We start from the raw sequence: 24337 nt of genomic DNA, 5'->3' as shown, positions 1-24337 counted from the left end.
GACCTGTTTGTAGGTTAACGGTTTTTTTGTGCATTGTCACTTATTCGAAACGTTTGAGGCGTTTCTCTAGTTGCACTATTTGCTTGTTAAGAGAGCGATATTGGCGATGATAGGTTTTGTTGATAGTTTTCAACTGCTTTTTAATATCTTTTACTGTCTCTGAACGCTTTTTGTCGTCCATAATACGATTGACGCGTTGTTGTTGAAGGCGCGTTTCTTTATCCCTTTCTCGCGTTAAAATCGCGGCTTCATGCTTCTTAGCTCGAATTTGACTTTTTAAATTACGAACAATTTGCTTTTTTTCTAGCCGGTTGAGTGTCTTAAAATGTTGTTCCGCAGGAACGCCCGCTTTTGGATCTACGTTGGTAAGCGTGTGTTGTGTACCATTACCACCACATGGAAATTGGCTATACAAAGTGCCACGTTCAGTGACGCATTTGTAGTAATTAACAACGGTTTTTGCTTGGCTAAAAAATGAAGTGAAAAAAATTACACAAATAATACCCCGAATCATAAAGCTTCCTTTTTAAATAATCCTCACTCAAAGATAGACGAACCTAAAAAAATGGCAAACTAGCGTGGGTTTTGCTCAGGGGAAAACTTTTTTAATACCTTGATACTATTTATTAAAAATGGAATATCCAGTTTTTGATCAATCGTGAAACCTTCAGTGCCAGATAAGTTTTTATAGCTGCCATCTTGGCGAACCAAGGTTATCTTATCTTTTTTAAATGCTACTAATACGCCTTGAGTATAATTAACGCCTTCAGCATTAGTGGTGTGCTCGAGGTCTCTACCTAGCATGGTGTGGCTAGCTAGTTCAGAGCAGTTTAGGTGAGATGCAACTAAGGTATAAGTCACATCATGTAATTGCTTGAAAATGAGTTGTTCAGATACTTTGAAGTCGTTGCTGTAGAGCATGCCATTGTAAATAGCCTCAGCACTTTGCGGTGCTAAAGAAAAGGCAATAATCATTCCTTGGATAGCTTGATTGGTTTCAAGTTCATTCTCATGAATGATATTGATGGGGGCAGCTGGGTTAGTCATTTCACTGTAGCTGTCAAATCCAACAACATTCAATAACGGTTGAGACGAGCTCCATGCAGGTGGCGCATGCTCTGGAACCGATGATTTGTAAAATGCGGGTAGGCCATGGATCAAGTTAAACAAAGCGTCTGAGTGCTCAGTGGGTTGTAGCAATTGTTTAATAGGGGCTAATTCATGCTGTTTTACAAAGGCCGCTAAGTTGGTTGCTTGTTCAAACACCACAATGGTTACTGAGCTATCACTTGGTACAGTGCACAATGGGATTGGTTTGCTGTAATTAAATGGGTGTTGCGTTTGCGCTAGGCTAATATCGTGTGCTTGTTCATACTGTCTGATATCTAATAAATCATGCCTAGCTAACAGTGTTTTTGCCGTGGTTGGGTAAGATAGCGGTAATACATTATCTTGTTTTGTGATATCGAAATAAGCATTTGCATCGGCCCATATATGAATACTATGACTGGCGGCAAAACAGCTTACTAATATTGCTGAGGCATAACGAGGAAATTTATAACTTTTTAGTTCAGCGAGATGTCGCCAAGCTCTGTTCCCAGCAAGTAATTCGAAGACTAATACTATGGCGATGAAACAAATGGCTAATGTGCTTGCTAATAAAGGTGAGCCACTAAACTCGCTCCACAGCAAAGAGATAATTTCGGGGCCAGACTCAAGGTTTAAATGGTACCCTAATTTAAAATATACAAACGCATCTAGGCTTAAAATTGATATCCCACATGTTGCTATCACAGCTGCCATACCACGAATATGCCTTGGATACGGAAAAACAAGGCTCAAAGGAAAAATCGTCAGTACAAAAGCACAAAATGTGATAAAGCTCGTATGGCTTAGCCAAGTGATAAGCATATAAAAACCGCCAAGTGCGCTTGACGGTGCCTTATCAGCAAATAAATAGCTACTGCTAATTAACAGTACTAAGCCAATATTTGCGAACGTAAACCAGTGCCCCCAACTTAACAGTTGACTCGCTTTAGAGGAAAAGGGGCTTTGTGGGGTTAAATTCATCCAGTTATTTTACCGACTGTACGAGTGCGTTTGCGAAGTTTTCAGCAACTGATTGTCTTTTCGCTTCTGGCACATGCTCTTTTAAAATATGCGTGATAGAATTTCCTAAACACATAAGGCTCAAATCCACTGGTGCCTGCTGCGAGGTCAGTACATCAATAAGTTGGTCAACAATTTGCTCAACTTGCTCGTTGGAATATTTAGATTGGATAGGCATCAGTTGGTTCAATTTTAAAGAGTTATAATTTTTTCATTTTAACACCAGAGGCGTGAAAAACAAAGATGAGCATAGAGGTGAATAAGCTAGTTGTACATTATGTCGACAAGCAAGATGAAGATACACAGATCCACTTACGCGAAGATGAAATGCAAGTTAACGATAAGGTTAGAGTATTCATCGAACAGTTACATCATGCTTACAACGGTAAACCAGGTAAGGGATACTGTGCATTTAGTGGTGAAAAAAATAGTCAAGTGTCTGCTGCAATGCAAAGCTACCGTAATAATGAATTGGGCTTTTGGCATTTGACGCAACAAGCAACCGAAGTACTCAAAGAGGAACTAAATAAATACGCGTTTCATGAGACCGGTTATTTGATTTTTTGCCATTATCAGTATGTAGCAACAGACTACATTCTTATCGCGCTTATCAATATTAAAGAGCATTACTCAATTACCTCTGAGCTTGATTTATCTGCATCTCGACATCTTGATATATCACGTATGCAACTGGCTGCGCGTGTTGATCTTACTGCATGGGATACGCAAGCAGATGAAGCGCGATATATTTCATTTATCAAAGGACGCGCAGGCAGAAAGGTTGCTGACTTTTTCTTAGATTTTCTTGGCTGCGAAGAGGGTATTGATCCAAAGCAACAATCACAGGTGATGCTCGATGCTGTAGAGGATTATTTAAGCGAGCAACAGTTTGATAAACAAGAGAAAGACAATTTACGTAAAGAAGTATTTGATTATTGTAATGATTGCGTAGCGTCAGGCGAAGATGCCAACGTTGAAACACTCTCTGATACGTTGTCTAAGTCATCGGATGCGCCATTTGATTCGTTTTATAAAGAGCAAGGTTATGAGTTAGCTGAGTCGTTTCCAGTTGATAAAAAGACAGTAAGTACAATGGTGAAGTTTTCGGGTCTTGGCGGTGGTGTTAGTGTAGGGTTTGAGCGCAAGCATTTGGGTGAGCGCGTGATATATGATGCTCAAAGCGACACTCTTACAATAAAAGGCATTCCCCCAAACTTAAAAGATCAATTACTGCGCTTTTACGAGCAAGGCGAATAGCCTATTGGCGTTATTGGCATAAAATCCGCTGAAGCGGCTTTTATGCCAATGATATTTTTCGTTAAGTGCCTGAAACAATAAACTCAGCTAATTGTTTTGATAACTTGTCTCCAAGCTTTTTCATGGCGTTATTTTTAGCCATTTGAGAATATGAAGACGCTGCTTTAACTTTACTGTTAAAATGCGCTTTTTCTGTGCCAGCCTCTTTCACAACTAAAAAGCTCTCGCCGATACTATAAAAGGTGGTATCTTTTTTGATGTGCTGCCAATCTACGCGAAAAGATAGTTCAAAATCAGCTTGCTCTGCAACAACTTGAATACCATTACTAGTCAATGCGTTGGCTACAATATCTTTGATATTATCATGCTTGTTAGAGTCTGGACTTAGGCTAAAGCTCAAACTATTTAGCACGTTCTCGCTGTCCTGTAGTTGTGTCTGAACGTCAATAGGTAGAGGCAGTTTAGCCGATTGCAGCATTTGTAAGTAGTTGTTCAACTTACGGCGCTCGATAGCAAGCTTTCTCATGGTTATTGCGAGCTTTAAACGCTGAGATTTAGATGGAATAGTTAGATTGATTTGACGGATATTTTCATCAATGCCACTAATGCTAAGCTCGGTTTGCATGATAGCTTCAGTGCGGTTGAAAGACGCAAGCGCGTAAGCCGTATGCTCATTATGATATTCATCTTCAATTTTGACACCTTGTAATAAGATGTTGGGGACTTGTGAATTGATCACTTCATCTACATGAAACTGCATAGACTTTTCGTTTGCGCTTTGTGCAACGGTAGTGGTTGCTGCAATCGTTACATTTAGTTGCTTAGCCAGTGCAAGGCGCGCAGACTCCTGCGCGGCTAGCTTAGCATTACGCATATCACCCACGCGCTCAGCAACGCCAACACCATAGATCATAAAACTAGAGTTGGGTGTTTCTGTAATCCATGATGGAGGCGCAGAAACTGCGGCAGTATCTTGCGTTGTTTGGCACCCTGCAAGCAGCAACATACTAAAACATAGTGCTTTGGATAGTTTAGAAGCCATAGCCTGAACGCTCTTGTAGTTTTTGAATCTTCTTCTGGCCATTCCATACCTCTCGGTTGCTGGTCATATCTATTAGGCGTAAGTCAACTTGATAGAAAGTGACTCGAGTACCACCCTGTTGATCTAAAAAAGAATTTATTGTGCCTGAGAGGGCATAGTCAGCACCATATTCTTGGCCCATTTCATTTTGTGACTCTAAACTGGCGTTAAGTTCTTGATCCTTGCGCTCTTCGCGTATCTCATTTCTTACTTCTTTATTTGCAACAAAGTCAGCCTGACCCGAGCGCAAAATGGCGCGTTTTAGGTCGTTTAAAAAAGTATCAACGGCAATGTGTTGATGAGACTTATTACGAACAGTTTGAATGATGATTGCAGGTCGGCTGCCTTCTTTTGCTAAATGCTCATTAACCCAAGGAAAACTCAACATATCACTGATCATTGCCTCAGCAACTAGCTGTGAGTCTTTAGCGTTCCATTTGTCTGACAAAGCAACTTCTTGATTCGCATCAATCCGTTGTACTTTTGTGCTTTGACAAGCACTTAATGCGAGTGCAGAGAACACCGCAAAAGGAACGAGCTTAATAAATTTGCGATTGTTTTTCATACCGTTATTCCATATTAGAGGTTGAGTGGGGACGAGACGTGTGTTTATGTGCAGCATCTAAAAAAGTGCGAGTATGCCACAGGCTCATACTATTATTTACGTGTAACGTTTCATGTTGTTCGATGATCCGCCCAGAATTTAAGTAGGTCTTAATTGTAATTTGTTGCTCGCCGACGGGGAGTGCAACCTGAGCGACACGGATTTCGGATGGCAGAGTTTGCCATTGTCTTGTATCCGCTGAAGCCGTTATTGCATTGACAAGTGACGTAGAAAGTTTAGCAAAATCACCCAATAAATTATCCTGTCTAACACCGGCTTCTTTTAATACTTTTTTTGCAGATAGCGCTTTAGTTAACTCTCTTATTAACGCGGTTCGGATCTCTTGGTTAGATTGGCTCAATGCGTCTTGTAAAGTCATTAGGCCAACTGAGTGATAGGGAAGTAATTCAGCATAAGGCTTTCCTGATAACCAGATCTCACTTTTTTGTAGTTGAGTGTTAATAGGCTCCATGTATGTTACAGATATCCTCGCGCCAAACTCTAGGGCATCCACAATGCCAAGTTTAACAGCATCGTCCCACAAGGGCCCCAAAGGCAAGCGTTTAGTGACGGCACCCATAGCGACGTCGCCTAAGTCTCCGAGCATATAGTTTTGCACCATGTCAAACAAGCTGGTATCTGCATGTATCATTTGGAACCATCTGATCTGTGCTTTTCGCTCTTGATTTGTACCAAAGACAATGGGTGTCATTACTAATGCTTTAGCTTGGCTATCGGCCTTTAGTAACAAATTGAGCTGTTTTCTTTTAGGTGCGATACCAGTGTTTTGAACAATCGTTACATTAGCGCGATTGCTGCTGATTTTCTCAGCTCCTTTTAAAGCACTGCGTAGCTCATCCAGCTTATCTTGATAGCCTCCGGCTTTTCGCATAACTCGGGCAAGCGCTAACGTAATTTGCTCAGAAACTTGTTCTGGCAATTGATATTGTTTTTCAAAACCATGGTTATAGGCATTCATTGCGCGTTCGTATTGTAGCCGCGCTGAATCAAACTCTCCTGCTTGTTCAAATAGCACGCCACTGAGAAAATGCGCAAAGGCATCGTCTTTGTAATCAATATTTTCTAGTAGTCCTTTTGGTGCAAAAATAGGTGTAAGTATTTGATTGATTTTACTAGCCGTTGTGTCGTTTGCTTGTGTAGCGCTGTAACCACCTGTTTTGTCTTTTAATTGCGTTAAAAACACGTCTAGTTGGCGCATTTCTACCAGTGCTGAGTCTATAAACTCTTGCGTTTGTATGGGGTGGCTTTGTGCCAAAGCACTGTAGTTAATCGCTTTCATGATATGAATTTGCGGTACGTAATACGCCTTTCCTTTATAAGTTTTGAATGTTGGCCCGCTAAACTGGGCCAGAGCCATCTCAGAAATGCTTTGTGTATAAAAAGACTCAATAAGATGCAGGGCTTCGCTTAAATGCAAATTGCTTTGTGCAAAGTTTTTCTCAAGGTGCAATAGACTTGCCATTTCTAAGTGGTAGAGTAGTCTCTCATTACCAGTTTTACTGTAATTCTCTGTAACGTTTTGTTTGGCTTTTGCTAGGTTTCCCTGCTGTGCAAGCTGGGCTGGAGAAAGCGACTCAAATGGCGTGACATTACAGGCGCTGAGTAAAAAAAGTTTAATTAAAACAACTAATAAATAAACATATGTCTTTATACTTGCACTCAATGATGCGTCCTTTGCGTAATGTTGTCAGATGACAAAAATATCTTATCAATGTGCGCAAGGTAATAAAACAATTAATATTGTTAAAGCAATAAATTGTTAAAAATCGTTTTTACAATTTATTACTTCCTCATTAGTAATTGTTTGCTAGATTGGATGATATGAAATACTTCGGCCCAAAAGGAAAGAAAATGAAAATTAAACCACTGATCACTACGCTAGTACTTGCTGGGATGCTATCAGCTTGTAGTTCAACCGAAGAAGGTGACATGTCTAGTCCGCGAGTCAATATTCCTGACTGGGTACTCAATCCTGTTATTGAGGATGGCATTGCTGCTGCGGATTGTATTAAATATTCAGGCAATATCTCTGTTGACCAAAAAATGGCTGTGGCGAATGCGCGTTTGGCGCTGGCACAACAAATTGAAGTACGCATTGAGGGACTTGATAAAACGTTTGCTAACAGAGCGGATGCCAATGATGAAATGACGGTTGGCAGCACATTTAGTTCAGTGTCTAAACAGTTAACAAGGCAAACGCTAAATGGCTCTAGAGTTGTGAAAGCTGATGTGGTTGATATCGCTGGTAAAGACTACTTTTGCGCATTGACAACGTTATCGCCAGAGTTAACAAAAACGCTATTCAAAGATTTGATAAAAGAAGCGAAGCCAAAGATTGATCCAAAAGATGAGCAATTTTTATATCAAGAGTTTAAAGCGTTTAAAGCTGAAAAAGATTTAGAAAAAGAAATCGCAAAATTGACGAATTAAATCGTGCCACGTTTAAAGCCATTGGTGATGCTGGTGGCTACCTCTTTACGTTTATTCTGTTTTCGTTGACTTGTTCATGCCGACGGTTGGCTACCGCTGTTTTTTTATAAGGAATAAAAAATGGTTAAAAAGTTAGTTACTGTTGCTTTAAGTACTCAGTTGGTGGTGGGCGTCGGTTTTGCTTCGCAAGATGTGATGTTTAGCGAACTTGACGAGGCAATGCGGCAATGGCAATCCAGCTTTCGTGGTGTACCTGATGAGAGCAGCGAATTTGAGCAATTTAAACAACAGCATTTAAACGCATATCAGGATTATGTTGCTGAACACTTTGCACAATTTGATGCTTATAGGGACGAACTGATAGCCAAATGGGGAGAAGCCAAAACCAGCGATAAAGCTCAATACGTTGATTATAATAATGAAAATAACACTCGCATGCTCGTTGACTTTGAAAATGAGCGCTTATCAATTGCTATTCGTCATCCACACAATGAAAGCCCACCCGACGATTATGTAGACAAGGCGTTTCAAACGTTTTTATCAACAAACAGTGTATTACTTGATGCATTTTTTGCAGGTAAAACGCCAACTAAATTAAGCTCCGATGAGTTAATTACGTCAAGTTACGAAATCAACAATGTTAAAAAAGCGCAGTCGCTATTTGAGGCAAAGCAGGCTATTAAGCATCAAGTTATGCAGCAGCAGCAGTTGCTTGAGCAACAGTTAGATAACAAGTTGGCAATGCCATCTGAGCAAAGTGATGCGCAAGCTTCTGAAACTTTATTAAATAAAAAGCGACTTGAACTCAAACAACTGCAAGCACAGCGTCTTGATAGACTCAAATCGAATATAAAGAAGTTAGTGAAAGAGCCTAAATCGCAATCAAAAGTGACTGAGTTTTCTATCACGTTAAAAAGCAGTGAGCGAAGACCCAAGCGGGCTAAGAAATATCAATTAGTTGTAGCAGACAATAGCCAAAGATTTAATATCGCGCCAAGCTTAGTATTTTCGGTTATTCATACAGAAAGCCACTTTAATCCACTGGCTAAATCTTCTATACCTGCTTTTGGATTAATGCAAATAGTGCCCACAAGTGCGGGTGTTGATGTAAATCGGTTTTTGTATAACCGTGATGAACCGATGATAGATGCGTATTTGTATGTTGCAGATAACAATGTTGAAGCGGGCGCTGCTTATTTACACATTCTTGATAAACGCTACTTAAAGCATATCGCTGATCCCTTAAGTAGAAAATACTGCATGATTGCAGCGTACAACACAGGCGCTGGGAATGTAGCTAGGGTGTTTAATAGTGATGATTCTCGTAATATAAAAAAAGCCAGCCGCATTATCAACTCGATGACCCCCGAGCGAGTATTAGAGGCGCTAGAGCAAGGGCTTCCCTATGATGAAACAAAGCACTACTTAAAGCAGGTATTGGAGCGAGAGGCATTATACCAGTCGCTCTAGCTTTAATGCTTAGCAGGTTTAAATCTTTAATAACACGCAGCTTGTACTAAAACGCTATTTTGAACTCTAGATATGGTGTTTTAGGTGTGCTGCCATATCATTATGAATGTTTCCTAGCTTTTCTCAATGATAAATATCAATGGCCTAGAATTGACTCCTTATTGTTCATAATTATTTACAGAAAAAGTGACAAGAAAAGTGCTTTATGCTTACAGTTTGTGCTGTTTTGTGGTACAAAAGCTTGGGCCTTTAATAGGGTCAACTTCACATATAACAAACATAAATTCAGGGAGCCAATGAGTGAGTACTCAAATTAAGTTAATTACATTAGGCGTAAAAGCGGCATTACTTGCCACATCCTTTTACACCGTGCAAGCACAATCGGCAGAAGAACAAGCAGAAGAGTCTATTGAACGAGTTCAGGTGACTGGTTCTCGTATCAAGCGTATTGGTGCGCTTTCTCCTACACCAATTACGGTGATCACCGGTGCAGATATGACTAACGCAGGTTTTACTAACGTGGCTGATTTGCTACACAAGTTGCCTAGCTCAACTGTTGGTTTATCACCAGAAGCATCGAATGGCACTATTTGGTCAGCTGGTTTAAACCAAACCGATTTAAGAGGTTTGGGTATTAGCAGAACTTTGGTGCTGGTCAATGGACGTCGCTTCATTGGTGGCTCGGCAGGGGATTCAGCGGTTGATTTAAACAATATCCCAACTGCGATTGTTGAGCGCATGGAAGTTATCACTGGTGGTGCATCAGCCGTTTACGGTTCCGACGCGATGGCTGGTGTTATCAACATTGTTACGAAGAAAGATTTTGTTGGATTTGACTTTGATGCGTCTTTTACCAAACCAGATGAAGACAACGGAGACAAAGAAGTTTATTCATTCACTTATGGTTCTGATTTTGCACAGGGTAAGGGTAACTTATTATTCAATGTAACTTATTCAGAGTTAGAGCAGGTTCAACAAAAAGATCGTGAGTTTGGTCGTACACCCGTTGTTGGTATAGATAATGTTGAAGGCGTTGATGACAATGGCAACCCTATTTCGGATGATGGTATCCCAGCTAAACTGATGATGGAACGCGCATATACGGTGATGACGCTAGGACGTGCAGGACGTATTTACGGTTTAGACCAAGCTTATACGTTTAACGACGATGGTTCTGTTAGAGATTGGAACTATGGCGAAAGACTTCCAGCGCCAAATGCGAGTAGTTTCAGTAACAACATGTGTTTTGGTGAGTGTGACGGCTGGGATTTTGTTGGTGATAGTGTATGGCAAACACCGTTAGAGAGAACGGTATTGTCATTAAATGGTAATTATGAATTAAATGATGACCACGCCATGTTCTTTGAGTCGACATTTGCTAAAACTAAATCAAACTCTGAAGCAACTCCGATGTTCAAATATCATACGGTGAATGCTGATAACGCTTTTATTAGAGACGACTTGAAAGCGAAAATGGGTGATGCACCAGCGTTTGGTATATATCGATTCGATAACGAGTTTGGTGACCGTATTAACACGCTAGACCGAGAACTATGGCGCGTTGCGATTGGCTTTGAAGGGGCAATTAATGATGATTGGGGTTACAACTTCCATTATCAAGAAGGTCACTTCAGTACTGACGATAAGTATCTGCAAAGAGCGCACGAAGGCAAACTTGCTCAGGCGACGGATGCCGTTAACTATAACGGTCAAATTGTTTGTGCACAAAGAGATGAGAGCGGCGCGGTAGTTGGCGCTGTCGAAGGGTGTGTGCCATTTAATATTCTTGGTCCAAATCAAGCATCAGCTGAGGCAATTGCATGGTCAGCAGCAGAAGATGGCCGTACTACAGAAAGTACCCAGCGTTCAGCAAGCTTTGTTATCGATGGCTTTTTGTTTGAACTACCTGCAGGTCCAATTGGTACTGCATTTAGCGCTGAATGGCGAGAAGAGGACGCTAAATCTCGACATGGCGAGCTGATTAAAACAGGGCAAATTTTTGGTAACAAAGCGGCCGACCTAGACGGTTCATTTGATGTTACCGAGCTTTCTGCTGAATTTTCTATCCCATTACTTGAAGATGTTTTCTTAGCTGAGCAATTGACGTTAGATTTAGCTTACCGCTATATGGATTATAGTGTTCAAGGTTCAGATGATGCGTATAAAGTAGGTATTAATTGGACAATCAACGATGATGTTAAGTTTAGAGCAACTAAATCAAAGTCGGTTCGTGCTCCTACGATTTCAGAATTGTTTGATCCAGAAAGTGAGTCATTTTCTTTCTTAACAGATGTGTGTGAAGCAGAGCGTATTAACTCTGGAGCAAATCCTGCACAGCGTAAAGCAAACTGTGAGGCTGCAGGTGTACCAGATGGTTTTACCCCATCTTTAGCTTGGCAACGTGCAAATATACCTGGCTCTAATGAGGGTAACAAAGAACTGGTGCCGGAAACATCAAATGACTACACCATCGGATTAATTATTACTCCAAGTTTTGTTGAGGACCTTACTCTTACACTAGACTATTGGAGCTTTGATATTTCTGATGCGATTGAATTGCTTGATATCAACACTGCTATTCAATATTGCTATGACAATGGCTCATACTGCGATAAGTTTACTCGCGGTGCCAACTTTGAAATTCAAGAGGGTTGGATAGGACAATATGAAAACCTTGCAAATTACAATACGTCAGGCTTAGACCTTGAAGTAAACTATGTACTTCGTACTGAGTTTGGTCAATTCCGTTGGAATACCACCGCTACTTACTTAGAAGAGTACAAGTATAATCCAACAGGGTTACCAGCTGATGTGGATGATTTGATTGGCTCTTACAAAGACTTAGGTAATGACCCAAGTATTTTCCCACGTTGGAAAGCGAGAAATACCATTACTTGGAACTATGATGCATTTGAGCTTCAAGTAGCTACAGATTACACGCATAGTATCGTGCTAGATAAGAACTGGACGGTTGAAGATAATAACTACAATGATGTACCTTCTTTTATAAAGTGGGACGTAACGGGTAACTATCAAGCAACGGATGAGCTTAATGTACGCTACGGTGTGTTAAATGTGTTGGATCAGTCACCACCTCGCAGACCAAATGTATATAACAGGCCCGCACTTTATGACATGGGGCGTAAGTTCTTCTTAGGCTTAAATTATAAGTTTTAAGAATGACTGTTTTTATCGATTGCACTACATATATGCACAATTCAGCGGAATGAGTAATTAGAAGGGCTATGGCATGTGAGAGGTTCTAAACCTCACTTGTTGTATTAAATTGTTACTTTTTCCACTAGTTTGAACAATGCAATCACTATGAAAAGGCACAGAAATGTTGTTCTGTGCCTTTAATTTCTGCCCTGATCATGAAAAGTATCCTCTTGTCTTTAATCAACTATCCGCCTTTGATGAACTTAATAGCTTTTGTGTACCAATTGAGTTAACCCTCCAAGTAAATAGCAAAGAAACTTGCGTATTGACTTCGTTGATAACCTAGTGTTCGAAAACCAGCCTAAAAAGCGCTCTTTTATTAATCTAATCCAATAGGTGCTACTTAGCTTAACAGCAATGAAAAATATGCTGTTAGGTTCAATTGTGTTGTGATTACAAAAGGGCGAGTCTGGTTAATCAGATATGAGTAGTGATAACGAACCACATTGAATGGCTCTCCAAGAAAGTTGCTGAAGTAAATACCATAATAGTAGTGTAAAGAGTTTCTAGTTAGAACTGCCTGGTATTGAAATGATTATCGAGTTACGGATAAGCTTTCATTACTTTGCAATGAATTGCGCAATCTAGTTGTTTGGCAAAGGTTATATCGATTTATAAAGACAAAAAAGGCCGCAATTGCGGCCTTTTCTCTTAGCATAGCTTACTCTGCGTGGTGCGCAGACTCACGAGAGTCAGTTACCATTGTTGAGGTCATAGCTGCACTAGCATGACCAACAGGCGCTTTTGAACCTGCCGACAAACCTGAGTTTGCTACCACTTCTCTTGCTTCATGTGGCATAGCTGATGGCGTGATCATGTCAACCTGCTCATCAACACTGCTAGCCTTGGTCATTGGTGAGCTTGCATTATTGGTATAACGCACTCTTGACTTATCTTGCGTGCCATTTATCGCAGTCGCAGTCTTGCTTGATGAAGCCTTAGGTTCCATCGTTGGCTGAGACTCGACCAGTACTTGCGCAGAATCTTCAACTATTGCTTCAGCATAGGTTTCCGCATTTGCTTCAACTGTGTCAGGCTGTGCATCTGCCAGCTCATTATCAGCTGTATCATCTTGAACGTCGGTTTGCGCTTCAACAGGCTCTGCTGGTGTGTCTGGCTGAGCGTCAGCTTTAGCTTCAACAGGCTCTGCAGGAGTTTCTGGCTGAGCGTCAGTTTTAGCTTCAATAGGTTCTGCCGATGTTTCTGGCTGAGCGTCAGTTTGCGTTTCAACAGGCTCTGCCGATGTTTCTGGCTGAGCATCAGTTTGCGCTTCAACAGGCTCTGCCGATGTTTCTGGCTGAGCATCAGTTTGCGCTTCAATAGGTTCTACCGATGTTTCCGGCTGAGCGTCAGTTTTCGCTTCAACAGGCTCTGCAGAAGTTTCTGGCTGAGTATCTGTTTGAGCTTCAGCAACACTTTCAGCAGGGGTCTTAGCGTCAGCTTCTACAGTGTCAGGTGTTGCTTCAGATTTAACTTCTGCCACTTCTTCTTTGCTTGAGCTTTGTGCTTTTAGCTGCGCTTCATACTCTGCAGCAGCTTGATCTGCAACAGGGATAAATGCAGGCTCTGCATCTTTTTCACCTTCTGGTTTACGACGGCGTTGCCCAGCAGCACGTAAATGTCGAGGCGAGCGGCGAGAGCGAGTTTTTGGTGCATCGTCTTCACCTTTAGACGCTTCTTCTGATGCGTCAGGCTCTTTGTCTTGTGACTTCGCTGGTGTGGCTTTGATGTCAGCGGCTACTGCGTCTGAGACTTGGCTTTCATCTTGTTTTGCGTCAGCTGGCTTAATGTCTTTACTCGCTTCAGAAACTGTCTGAGCCGGCTCTTGAGCTTTTTCAGATTGTTCTTTAACCGATGCATTATCTTGCTCGTTTGTAATTACGTCTTCGCGTACTTCAGCTTGCTCATTGATGCGCACTTTTTTGCGTAAATTACGACGCTGACGGCGAGGTTTTACTTTAACCTCTTTACTCTCTACGTCGGTATTTAGCGACTCGTCTTTAGCTGTTTCAGGATCAGGCTTATTTACATCGCTGCGCTTACGTTGATTTTGACGACGGCGCTTATTTCTTCCCTCAGTTTTATCACGATTGTCATTATTTCGACTATCATTGCCACGAGCTTCTGGCTCTTGAGCCGTTGTTTGTGACTGTTCATCGCGCTTCTTGGGCGTATTACGACGACGATTTTGGTTTTTACGTCTGTTGTCGTTATTTCTACGAGGTTTATGTTCCTGCTGCTTGTGATTTTGCTCAACATCTTTTTTGTCTTCGCTGTCAGAGCTAAACAAAGCTTTTAACCAGTTACCAATGCGGGTTAACAGGCTTGGTTCGTTCTTACTTGTTTCAGGCTCAGCTTGCTTTTGCGAAACTGGGCTGGGAGTGGGCGCAGGTGTTGTAGGCATTACGACACCTTTTAACACTGGCTCTTCCTTTACAGCTGCTGGCGCTCTTGAAACTTCAAGCACTTCAGGCTCTGGTACTGTCATTTGCTCATAGCTTGCCGCTTGCGACGTTTCATCTTTGCGTAATCGCAGCACTTCGTAATGTGGTGTTTCCATATGTTGGTTAGGAATAATAACCACATCACAATTATGACGCTTTTCAATTCTATGAACCGATTTACGCTTTTCATTTAACAAGTAAGCACCAACGGTAACAGGAACCTGTGCGTTAACTTGTGCTGTGTTATCCTTGATTGCTTCTTCTTCGATTAAACGCAGGATAGACAACGCGATAGATTCGTTTGATCGGATCGTGCCTTGGCCGCTACAACGCGGGCACGAGTGCTGACTTGCTTCACCTAGGCTTGGGCGTAAGCGTTGGCGAGACATCTCCAATAAACCAAAGCGTGAAATTTTACCAATTTGCACACGTGCTCTATCAGGGCGTACTGCGTCTTTTAAACGGTTTTCAACCTCACGCTGGTGGCGAGGTGGTGTCATATCGATGAAATCAATAACAATCAAACCACCTAAGTCGCGCAAACGTAGTTGTCTAGCAATTTCATCTGCTGCTTCTAAGTTAGTGTTTAATGCCGTTTCTTCAATATCACCACCCTTAGTTGCTTTAGAAGAGTTGATATCGATAGACGTTAATGCTTCGGTAGGGTCAATAACAATAGAGCCACCAGATGGCAAGCGAACTTCACGTTGGAATGCAGACTCAATTTGGCTTTCAATTTGATAATGAGTAAACAGCGGAACGTCGTTTTGATAAAGCTTTACGCGACTCATAAAGTCAGGTCTAAAGCGTTCAATATGCGCTTTGGCTTCTTCGAACACACGAGACTTATCAATTAATATCTCACCGATATCACGACGCAAATAATCGCGAATAGCACGGAAAATAACATTACTTTCCTGGTGAATTAAAAATGGCGCTTTGCCACTGTCTGCGGCTTCTTGAATTGCTTGCCAATGCACTAATAAGGCTTTTAGGTCATATTCAAGTTCTTCATACGATTTGCCCACACCTGCAGTGCGTACAATCAGTCCCATGCCTTTAGGTAGGTCTAAACGACTAAGCGCCTCTTTTAGCTCAATGCGCTCATCACCTTCGATTCGGCGAGATATACCACCTGCTCTTGGGTTGTTTGGCATTAGTACCAAGTAGCTACCGGCAACACTGATAAAGGTGGTAAGTGCAGCGCCTTTTTGACCGCGCTCTTCTTTATCAACTTGCACGATAACTTCTTGACCTTCTTTGATCACGTCTTTGATATTAGGACGGCCGTTAAAGGTATAACCACTTGGGAAGTATGTTTTAGCAATTTCTTTAAGAGGAAGGAAACCGTGGCGCTCAGCACCATAATCTACAAATGCGGCTTCAAGTGATGGTTCGATACGGGTAATTTTACCCTTGTATATATTGGCTTTTTTCTGTTCGTGACCAGGACTTTCGATATCTAGATCGTATAATCTTTGGCCGTCAACCAGTGCTACGCGCATTTCTTCTTGCTGCGTCGCATTGATCAGCATTCGTTTCATATTGTTACTCTACTTTCAAATTTAGTCGAGTCTGACTGTCTCTAGTACGAGCAGATTTAGTGTTCCATTGGTTTAGATACAGTCTCACGACTGGAGAAAGCGGGAACAATTCACATTAACCTTGCCTCAACAACCAGTGTAAGTGGCGCTTATTCTGCTTTCACAATACACGTTGGGCAATGCATTTTGCATTTGGTTTTTCGCACGGGCTAAATAGCTCAATACTGTTAACTATCAGACAAATATCTTTATTTCTTGCTTTTTTTTGGTTTAATCGCGCTTAACGCTACTTGTGATCTATTACGCTCATCACAAGGGGTTAAATGCACGTGTTTATATGAGTGTGACAAAAGCTTTGGAAATCCAAGCTTCAATCTGTATGATCTGACACCCAGATGTGCTTCACGATTAGTATTTTGCGATAAAAAAGCGGTTTCGCAAAATCGCGAGCCGATTATCCCATTAATACCCTCGTGATAGCAACTAAATTATTACTCAAATCAGTGATTAGGCAATGTCAGAAAAGTCCGGTTTAAAAGTTAGCTTTGTTACTATTACCGAAGACCAAGAAGGTCAACGTATAGATAACTTTTTGGTAACCCATTTAAAAGGCGTACCAAAGAGTGCGGTGTATAAGATTTTGCGCAAGGGTGAAGTTCGCGTAAATAAGAAGCGTGTAAAACCAGTCTATCGGCTACAGCAAGATGATCTTGTGCGCATACCTCCAATTAAAGTTGCGGAACGAGAAGAGTTTGTTCCTCGTAACCTTGATAAGATTTCAGCCTTAGAAGACGCCATTATATTTGAAGATAAGTACCTGATAGTTATAAATAAGCCTTCAGGTATGGCGGTGCACGGAGGAAGTGGTTTAAGTTATGGGTTGATTGAAGCACTAAGAGTCTTAAGACCGGATGAAAAAAGCTTAGAACTTGTCCATCGTCTTGATAGAGATACCTCAGGTTGTTTGCTTATCTCAAAGCGACGCTCGATTCTTAAGGGACTTCATGAGCAGCTACGTGAAAAAACGATGGAAAAAAACTACTGGGCACTCGTTAGTGGTGAGTGGGCGGCAAAAGTTAAGAATGTGACGGAACCATTGAGAAAGAATACGCTGCAATCAGGTGAGCGAGTTGTGCGTGTCGATGAAGAGCAGGGCAAGCCATCGCATACTCGTTTTAGAGTATTAGAGCGTTTTTCTGATTGTACATTGGTACAAGCGTCGCCGGTGACTGGGCGAACGCATCAAATTCGTGTTCATACTCAATGTAAAGGTCATCCGATAGCTTGCGATGATAAGTATGGCGATCAAGTGTTTGACGCAAAAATGCGTAGTCGTGGGTTGAGTCGTTTGTTCTTGCATGCACATGATTTACGCTTTTTCCATCCTAAAAATGAAACAACCATGTATGTAGAAGCACCGTTGGATAAAGCGCTGAAAAATTGCTTAAAAACGTTAAGGGAAGAATAGGAAAGATGTATGCGTTATAAGCTCGTTATATTTGATTGGGATGGCACTGTGATGGATTCAGTGCCAAAAATAGTTAATACGCTTAAACTTGCGGCTGAAAATGTGGGTGTAGCAGTGCCAAGTGCTCCACAAGCTGCTGCAATTATTGGTTTGTCATTAGATAAGGCTGTAGCTACGTTATTTCCAAATGAGCGTGCGCATTGGCCTGCGCTCGTTGAAGCGTACCAATATCAATATAAACACGTTGATAATACACCAACGCCGTTATTTGAAGGTGCTGAACAATACATACAGTCTTTGCACAGCCAAGGTATTTTGTTGGCGGTTGCGACAGGTAAGGGGCGAGCAGGTTTGGAGCGGATGTTTGAATTAACGGGGCTGAGAAACTACTTTGTGGCTACACGTACCGCAGACGAAGCAAAGTCAAAACCAAATCCAGATATGATTTATCAGTTATTACAACAATTAAATGTATCAGCAAAAGATGCAGTAATGATTGGTGACTCCTTATTGGATATGAAGTTAGCTGAAAATGCAGGTATAGATGCAATAGCCATGAGTTGTGGAGCGGCGAGCGAAGCCGCTCTGTCACAAACTCATGCAAAAGCTGTTTGCGCCAATTACGAACAGCTAGCTTCGGTTTTGCCGCGCCAACACATCGAACCCATGCTCTGCGAGTAATTGATTTAGCTTGATCAGAGGGAGACCGATTAAACTATTAGGGTCGTCTCCTTCGAGTTTCTCAAATAAGCAAATACCTAACCCCTCACTTTTGAAACTGCCAGCACATTGATAGGGTTGTTCGGCATCGCAATAAGCCTCTATTTGTAATGGAGATAATGTGTTGAAATACACATAAAATGGCTCAACAATTGTTTTACTTATTCCTCTTTCTATATCGTAAACACACAGGCCAGTTAAAAATGTTACTTTTGTTGCACTAAAACGGCTTAATTGTGCAATCGCATTTTCTTTATTATGAGGTTTCCCGAGTATTTGATTGTTGTGCACAGCAACTTGATCAGAGCCTATTACTAATCCCTTTGAATAGAATTGTGCGGCACTGCGTGCCTTAGACTCACTTAATCTGATCACTAACTGTTCAGCGCTTTCATTTGCTAATGGGCTTTCGTCAATATCAGGCGAAAAACTTTCAAAAGGTAAGTTAAATTTTTTTAAAATAGACTGCCTGTATGGTGAACTTGAGGCTAGAATAAGAGGTATTTCCATAAATACTCGCAAGTCAATTTAAATGTGTGGCTAGGATAGGTCGCAATAACGCGAAAAACAAAGGAAAGTTTGATTTTTATTTTGACTCAGGCACTAACTATCTATATGATGCAGCCCCTATGCAAAAGGTGAAAATTCCCATCACCCTTGATCCTTGTAGAGCCGCGCAACGTCGTCTAACTTATGACGGAGTTGTACAGCTTGAAGAACTATCTCGTTTAGAGCAAGTTGTACAAGATCAAACAGGTGAAATAGCGGTAAACATTCATTGCAAAAATGATGAGCAAGGGTTAGTTGTTGTTAGCGGAACCATTCGCGCGCACCTTACTGTTATTTGTCAGCGATGTAATGATGAATTAGGGTTGGATTTGGTACAAGACTTTGCTTATTCTCCAGTTGGATTAGGTTCAGAGTCAGATGATCTTCCCGATTGCTACGATGTGGTAGAGCTTAATGAAGAAGGTGAAATCAACCTTCGTCAACTTATAGAAGACGAAATGATTTTGGCAATTCCTATAGTTCCTATGCACGACGAAGCATCATGCACTTACTCTGAAAAGCCTGCCAGCTTTGGAGAGATAGAGTCGCAAGAGAACAAACCAAATCCATTTGAAATTTTAAAACAACTTAAGAAAGATTCTTAGGAGAAGGCTAATGGCAGTACAAAAAAGCAAAAAGTCTCGCGCACGTCGTGGCATGCGTCGTTCACACGATGCAATCAGTGGACCAGCTTTAACTGTAGATCAAGTTTCAGGTGAGACTCACCGTCGTCACCACGTGACTGCAGATGGTTACTACAAAGGCGTTAAAGTAATTTCTAACTAAGAGATTGCTTTATGCTGACTCATCTAACCATAGCGTTAGATATGATGGGGGGCGATTACGGCCCCCGTTCATCTATCCCCGCAGCGGTCGCCGCTGTAAACAAGCACCCCAATATAATGCTACTTCTTTGTGGTAACGAAGCAGTTATCAACGAAGGTCTAAGTAAACTCGATTCTCTTAACCATCCCCGGTTAGTCATCAAACATTGTCCAGAAGTTGTTACCAACAGCTGTGAGCCTGCGCTGGCATTAAGAAACAAAAAAGCATCTTCTATGCGCGTTGCATTGGATTTGGTGAAATCAGGCGAAGCCCAAGCTTGTGTTAGCTCCGGCAATACAGGCGCGCTATTCTTTATGGCACATTATGTATTAAAAATGTTGCCGGGTATAAAACGACCAGCTTTGATATCGTCAGTTCCCACCGAGAAAAAGCAGCCCGTTTATTTACTTGATTTGGGTGCAAACGTGCACTGTGACGCACAAACACTATTTGAGTTTGGGATCATGGGCTCTATCGTTGCAGGACAAGCGTTGGGTATTAGCGAGCCAAAAGTGTGCTTACTGAATATTGGCTCTGAAGACATAAAAGGGCATGAAGGCATTAAGCAAGCAGCATTATTGATGAAGGCATCAGAGCATATTAATTACCAGGGATATTGCGAGGGCAGCGATATGTTTACTGGAAAAGCTGATGTTATCGTGTGCGAAGGATTTGTGGGCAATGTTGCACTTAAAACGTGTGAAGGCATTGCTAAACTTATTATGCACAAGTTTACAAAAGCCCTCAAAAAGCACGTTTTTTATCGTTTACTTGCGTTTGCACTACGCCCAATAATAAAAAAGCTGTATAAAAGGGTGAACCCCGACCAGTATAACGGCGCAAGTTTGGTAGGATTGCGGGGTATTGTTGTGAAAAGCCATGGAAATGCTTCGAATAAAGCATTTCTCGCTGCGATTGAGGAAGCTGCAAGAGAAGTCGAACGTCGTATTCCTGAGAAAATTCAAGCTACATTTGAGCAGATTGCATCAAAATCAGAACATCCGCCATCGTCTATCAGCAAGTAAGTTGTTTGCTGCATAAAATTTACGTGGCGTAACTATTATTAGAAGAGCACTATATGTCACAAAAAATAGCACTTTTGTTTCCTGGCCAAGGGTCGCAAACCGTTGGTATGTTGTCAGAACTATTAGAATCATCAGATATTGTTAAGCAAACTTTTGCTGAGGCATCATCGGCACTTGGTTATGACCTTGCCGCTTTGGTTTTGACCGGACCAGAAGAAGAGCTTAATCAAACCCATCGCACGCAGCCTGCATTATTGACTTCAAGTGTTGCTATCTATAGACACTGGTTGCAAAACAACCAAGAAAAAGATGTGATTATGGCAGGCCATAGCTTAGGTGAATATTCAGCATTAGTGTGTGCAGGGGTCATGTCTTTGGCTGATGCTGTAACCTTAGTTGAAAAGCGTGGAATATATATGCAAGAGGCAGTCCCTGCGGGTGTCGGTTCAATGGCCGCCATTATAGGTCTTGAAGACGATGCTATTGAGAAGGCGTGCGCGGACTCTGCCGCAGATCAAATTGTCTCTCCTGTGAACTACAACTCTCCAGGTCAAGTGGTTATTGCTGGTCATAAAGAGGCGGTTGAACGTGCATCAGAAGCCTGTAAAACAGCTGGTGCAAAGCGTGCATTACCATTAGCAGTAAGTGTACCGTCACACTGCGCTTTGATGAAGCCTGCGGCAGATAAGCTTGCTGAGGATTTAAATAAGCTAGATTTCAATACACCATTATGTGATGTTATTAATAATGTTGATGTGGCAGTAGCAGGTTCAGAGCAAGAAATTAAAGATGCTTTAATTCGACAATTATACAGCCCTGTGAGATGGACAGAGACGGTACAGTTAATCGCTAAACAGGGAATTGAGCAAGCTTATGAGTTTGGACCAGGGAAAGTGATCACTGGGTTGGTAAAACGTATTGATAAATCAGTTGCTTGTAGTGCAGTGAATGACACTACATCTATATCAACGGCACAATAATAAGAGAAGACTTAGGACGATGAGTAAACTATTTTCATTAGAAGGTAAAGTGGTTTTAGTAACAGGTGCCAGTCGTGGCATTGGTAAAGCAATAGCCAATGCTTTGGTTGCACAAGGCGCGAAAGTAGCTGGGACGGCGACAAGTGAATCGGGCGCTGAAAAAATCAGTGAATATTTGGCTGATAATGGTAAAGGTTATGCGCTAAATGTGACAGATGCCGACTCAATTGCGAACACATTAGCTGCAGTGAAAGCCGATCTCGGTGATATTGATGTGTTAGTAAACAATGCGGGTATTACACGCGATAATCTGCTAATGCGCATGAAAGATAATGAATGGGACGATATTATTGATACTAATCTAAGCTCAATATATCGTTTGTCAAAAGCAGTGTTACGTCCGATGATGAAGAAAAAATCAGGACGCATTATTAACATTGGTTCGGTTGTTGGCACTATGGGCAATGCAGGACAAGCTAATTATGCAGCCGCCAAAGCTGGCGTGATTGGTTTTTCAAAGTCGTTGGCACGCGAAGTTGCTTCTCGTGGTATCACCGTTAATGTCATTGCACCTGGTTTTATCCAAACAGATATGACAGATGAGTTAACCGATGAACAAAAAGCAGCTACGTTAGCAAATGTTCCTGCGGGACGTTTGGGCCAACCAGAAGAGATTGCTGCGGCAGTGTGTTATTTAGCGTCTGACGCTGCTGCGTACGTATCTGGTGAGACATTGCACGTAAATGGCGCGATGTACATGGTATAACATTGCAAAGATCACAATTTGTTGTTTTAATTTTTTGTGATCTTGCTGCAAACTTACTTGAAATTGCTATGAAAATAAGCGATAAAAGTAGAAAATATTAACTAAGAGGTTTGACCAGATAAAAATATCTGAGCAAATCCTTGAATCACAGTATTATGCGCCGTAAACTACGCCGCAATCTGAAAATAACGCAAATGCGTTTTAATAAAGGAAAGAAGAATGAGCGATATTCAAGAACGCGTAAAAAAAATCATTATCGAGCAACTAGGTGTTAAAGAAGAAGAAGTGAAGTCTGAAGCGTCTTTCGTAGACGATTTAGGTGCTGACTCTCTAGATACAGTTGAACTTGTAATGGCTCTTGAAGAAGAGTTCGATACTGAGATCCCTGATGAAGAAGCAGAGAAAATCACTACTGTTCAAGCAGCGATCGATTACGTTACTGCTCACGCTGAGTAATTAGCGAATACTCGGGGCAGCGCTCGCTGCCCTTAGTTTTTTTATCCCCTCATAAAATAATAATCCCTTTTTGGAGGAAACCGTGGCTAAACGTCGAGTCGTAGTAACTGGCTTGGGTATGTTGACGCCGCTGGGTAATGATGTAGCATCAACCTGGCAGGGCTTATTAGATGGCCGTAGCGGCATCGAAAACATCACTCACTTTGATACATCAGCTTTTTCAACCAAATTTGCAGGCCTAGTCAACGACTTTGATGCCACCCAATACATGGCTAAAAAAGAAACCAAGAAAATGGATTTGTTTATCCAGTATGGTATTGCCGCGGGTGTGCAAGCAATTAAAGATTCCGGTCTTGAAGTGACTGATGAAAATGCCCATCGAGTTGGCGTGGCTGTTGGCTCAGGGATTGGTGGTTTAACTTTAATTGAAGAAAACCACATTAAACTTCTAAATAGTGGACCTCGTAAATTATCTCCATTTTATGTGCCATCGACCATTATCAATATGATCTCAGGTCACTTGTCGATTATGCACAACCTACGCGGCCCAAATATTTCAATCGTTACAGCATGTACGACTGGCTTACACAATATTGGCCATGCAGCCCGTATGATTGCATATGGCGACGCTGATGCCATGGTAGCTGGTGGTGCAGAGAAAGCGTCTACTCCGATAGGTATGGGTGGTTTTTGTGCCGCACGTGCTCTGTCATCACGTAACGATGACCCGCAAGCTGCATCTCGCCCTTGGGACAAAGACCGTGATGGGTTTGTTTTAGCTGATGGGGCTGGTGTGATGGTGCTTGAAGAGTACGAACACGCCAAAGCGCGTGGGGCTAAAATTTATGCTGAATTAGTAGGTTTTGGCATGAGTGGAGACGCATATCACATGACGTCACCCCCAGAAGATGGCGCTGGTGCAGCCTTAGCGATGGAAAATGCTTTAAACGATGCTGGTGTGAATGCTGAGCAGGTGGGCTATATCAATGCGCACGGCACATCTACGCACGCTGGAGACAAAGCAGAAACACAAGCTGTTAAGTCAATCTTTGGAGACTCAGCCAGTAAAGTGATGGTTAGCTCGTCTAAATCAATGATGGGACATTTACTTGGTGCTGCGGGCTCCGTTGAGTCAATCATTACTGCGCTATCTTTGGTTAACCAACAAGTCACTCCAACGATTAATCTAGATAACCCTGATGAAGGGTGTGATCTGGATTATGTGCCTCATACAGCCAGAGACGCCAAACTAGAATACGCATTGTGTAATTCATTTGGTTTTGGTGGAACCAATGGCTCGTTGCTATTTAAAAAGGTATAATGCCAGTTAGGCATAAGATGAAGAGCCTGGCATAGCCGGGCTTTTTTG

21 protein-coding genes are annotated in these 24337 nt (G+C 41.8%); 13 read left to right on the top strand and 8 right to left on the bottom strand.

The window, feature by feature from the left end; all coding sequences use genetic code 11:
* Positions 1-40 precede the first annotated feature (40 nt).
* The 3 genes from GDK41_RS09665 to GDK41_RS09655 are packed head-to-tail and all read right to left on the bottom strand — an operon-like array spanning position 41 to position 2287.
* Positions 41-514, bottom strand: a complete 474-nt coding sequence (locus GDK41_RS09665; protein WP_152086216.1) for a DUF4124 domain-containing protein — start codon at positions 512-514, stop codon at positions 41-43.
* A 59-nt stretch (positions 515-573) separates the two neighbouring features.
* A complete protein-coding gene (locus GDK41_RS09660; protein ID WP_152086215.1) occupies positions 574-2070 on the bottom strand; it encodes a DUF3413 domain-containing protein in 1497 nt (498 codons plus the stop codon).
* 4 nt (positions 2071-2074) lie between these two features.
* A complete protein-coding gene (locus GDK41_RS09655) occupies positions 2075-2287 on the bottom strand; it encodes a DUF1414 domain-containing protein (protein ID WP_152086214.1) in 213 nt (70 codons plus the stop codon).
* Positions 2288-2352: 65 nt separating this feature from the next.
* Between GDK41_RS09655 and yejK the strand changes: the two genes are divergently transcribed.
* Complete coding sequence (gene yejK, locus GDK41_RS09650) at positions 2353-3366, top strand: nucleoid-associated protein YejK (protein WP_152086213.1); 1014 nt, start codon at positions 2353-2355, stop codon at positions 3364-3366.
* A 61-nt stretch (positions 3367-3427) separates the two neighbouring features.
* On the opposite strand, the gene GDK41_RS09645 is transcribed toward yejK, so the two are convergent.
* From GDK41_RS09645 to GDK41_RS09635, 3 genes are read right to left on the bottom strand one after another with little or no spacing between them, the layout of a single operon-like run.
* Complete coding sequence (locus tag GDK41_RS09645) at positions 3428-4408, bottom strand: LPP20 family lipoprotein (protein WP_152086212.1); 981 nt, start codon at positions 4406-4408, stop codon at positions 3428-3430.
* Positions 4398-5012: a penicillin-binding protein activator LpoB gene (locus tag GDK41_RS09640; protein ID WP_152086211.1), complete on the bottom strand. Its 615-nt coding sequence runs from the start codon at positions 5010-5012 to the stop codon at positions 4398-4400. Before GDK41_RS09640 ends, GDK41_RS09645 begins: the two co-directional genes overlap by 11 nt.
* A gap of 4 nt (positions 5013-5016) precedes the next feature.
* Complete coding sequence (locus GDK41_RS09635; RefSeq protein ID WP_152086210.1) at positions 5017-6735, bottom strand: hypothetical protein; 1719 nt, start codon at positions 6733-6735, stop codon at positions 5017-5019.
* 188 nt (positions 6736-6923) lie between these two features.
* On the opposite strand from GDK41_RS09635, the gene GDK41_RS09630 reads away from it, so the two are divergent.
* The 3 genes from GDK41_RS09630 to GDK41_RS09620 all read left to right on the top strand — a co-directional run bounded on the left by GDK41_RS09630 (position 6924) and on the right by GDK41_RS09620 (position 12149).
* Complete coding sequence (locus GDK41_RS09630) at positions 6924-7502, top strand: LPP20 family lipoprotein (protein ID WP_152086209.1); 579 nt, start codon at positions 6924-6926, stop codon at positions 7500-7502.
* Positions 7503-7622: 120 nt separating this feature from the next.
* The gene (locus GDK41_RS09625) at positions 7623-8972 is read left to right on the top strand and encodes a transglycosylase SLT domain-containing protein (protein WP_152086208.1); all 1350 of its coding nucleotides are present in this window, start codon (positions 7623-7625) and stop codon (positions 8970-8972) included.
* 300 nt (positions 8973-9272) lie between these two features.
* On the top strand, positions 9273-12149 hold the full coding sequence (locus tag GDK41_RS09620) for a TonB-dependent receptor domain-containing protein (RefSeq protein ID WP_152086207.1): 2877 nt from the start codon (positions 9273-9275) through the stop codon (positions 12147-12149).
* Between the two features lie 703 nt (positions 12150-12852).
* Here the strand turns inward: GDK41_RS09620 and rne are convergent.
* The gene (gene rne, locus GDK41_RS09615) at positions 12853-16179 is read right to left on the bottom strand and encodes a ribonuclease E (RefSeq protein ID WP_152086206.1); all 3327 of its coding nucleotides are present in this window, start codon (positions 16177-16179) and stop codon (positions 12853-12855) included.
* 514 nt (positions 16180-16693) lie between these two features.
* Between rne and rluC the strand changes: the two genes are divergently transcribed.
* Entirely contained in the window at positions 16694-17647 is a 954-nt protein-coding gene (gene rluC, locus GDK41_RS09610) for a 23S rRNA pseudouridine(955/2504/2580) synthase RluC (RefSeq protein ID WP_152086205.1), read from the top strand.
* 9 nt (positions 17648-17656) lie between these two features.
* Positions 17657-18328: an HAD family hydrolase gene (locus GDK41_RS09605; RefSeq protein ID WP_152086204.1), complete on the top strand. Its 672-nt coding sequence runs from the start codon at positions 17657-17659 to the stop codon at positions 18326-18328.
* On the opposite strand, the gene GDK41_RS09600 is transcribed toward GDK41_RS09605, so the two are convergent.
* Positions 18278-18877 carry a Maf family protein gene (locus tag GDK41_RS09600; protein ID WP_152086203.1) on the bottom strand — a complete coding sequence of 200 codons (600 nt, stop codon included), beginning with the start codon at positions 18875-18877 and terminating at the stop codon, positions 18278-18280. The genes GDK41_RS09605 and GDK41_RS09600 overlap by 51 nt on opposite strands.
* 119 nt (positions 18878-18996) lie before the next feature.
* Here GDK41_RS09600 and yceD point away from each other — a divergent pair, with 119 nt between their 5' ends.
* From yceD to fabF, 7 genes are all read left to right on the top strand, one after another.
* The gene (yceD, locus tag GDK41_RS09595) at positions 18997-19521 is read left to right on the top strand and encodes a 23S rRNA accumulation protein YceD (protein WP_152086202.1); all 525 of its coding nucleotides are present in this window, start codon (positions 18997-18999) and stop codon (positions 19519-19521) included.
* Between the two features lie 10 nt (positions 19522-19531).
* Positions 19532-19702, top strand: a complete 171-nt coding sequence (gene rpmF, locus GDK41_RS09590; protein WP_070985127.1) for a 50S ribosomal protein L32 — start codon at positions 19532-19534, stop codon at positions 19700-19702.
* Positions 19703-19713: 11 nt separating this feature from the next.
* Positions 19714-20766, top strand: coding sequence for a phosphate acyltransferase PlsX (gene plsX, locus GDK41_RS09585; protein ID WP_152086201.1), 1053 nt, complete (start codon positions 19714-19716; stop codon positions 20764-20766).
* Positions 20767-20819: 53 nt separating this feature from the next.
* Positions 20820-21746 (top strand): ACP S-malonyltransferase, encoded by a 927-nt coding sequence (gene fabD / locus GDK41_RS09580; protein ID WP_152086200.1) that lies wholly within the window; start codon positions 20820-20822, stop codon positions 21744-21746.
* Positions 21747-21765: 19 nt separating this feature from the next.
* The gene (fabG, locus tag GDK41_RS09575) at positions 21766-22512 is read left to right on the top strand and encodes a 3-oxoacyl-ACP reductase FabG (protein WP_152086199.1); all 747 of its coding nucleotides are present in this window, start codon (positions 21766-21768) and stop codon (positions 22510-22512) included.
* 219 nt (positions 22513-22731) lie between these two features.
* Entirely contained in the window at positions 22732-22968 is a 237-nt protein-coding gene (acpP, locus tag GDK41_RS09570; protein ID WP_070985135.1) for an acyl carrier protein, read from the top strand.
* Between the two features lie 82 nt (positions 22969-23050).
* Positions 23051-24289: a beta-ketoacyl-ACP synthase II gene (gene fabF / locus GDK41_RS09565; RefSeq protein WP_152086198.1), complete on the top strand. Its 1239-nt coding sequence runs from the start codon at positions 23051-23053 to the stop codon at positions 24287-24289.
* Positions 24290-24337 lie beyond the last annotated feature (48 nt).

Source organism: Pseudoalteromonas sp. A25 (assembly GCF_009176705.1).
GTDB lineage: Bacteria > Pseudomonadota > Gammaproteobacteria > Enterobacterales > Alteromonadaceae > Pseudoalteromonas.
Note: the sequence above shows the minus strand (reverse complement) of the source record. Positions and strands in the feature narration are given on the sequence as shown.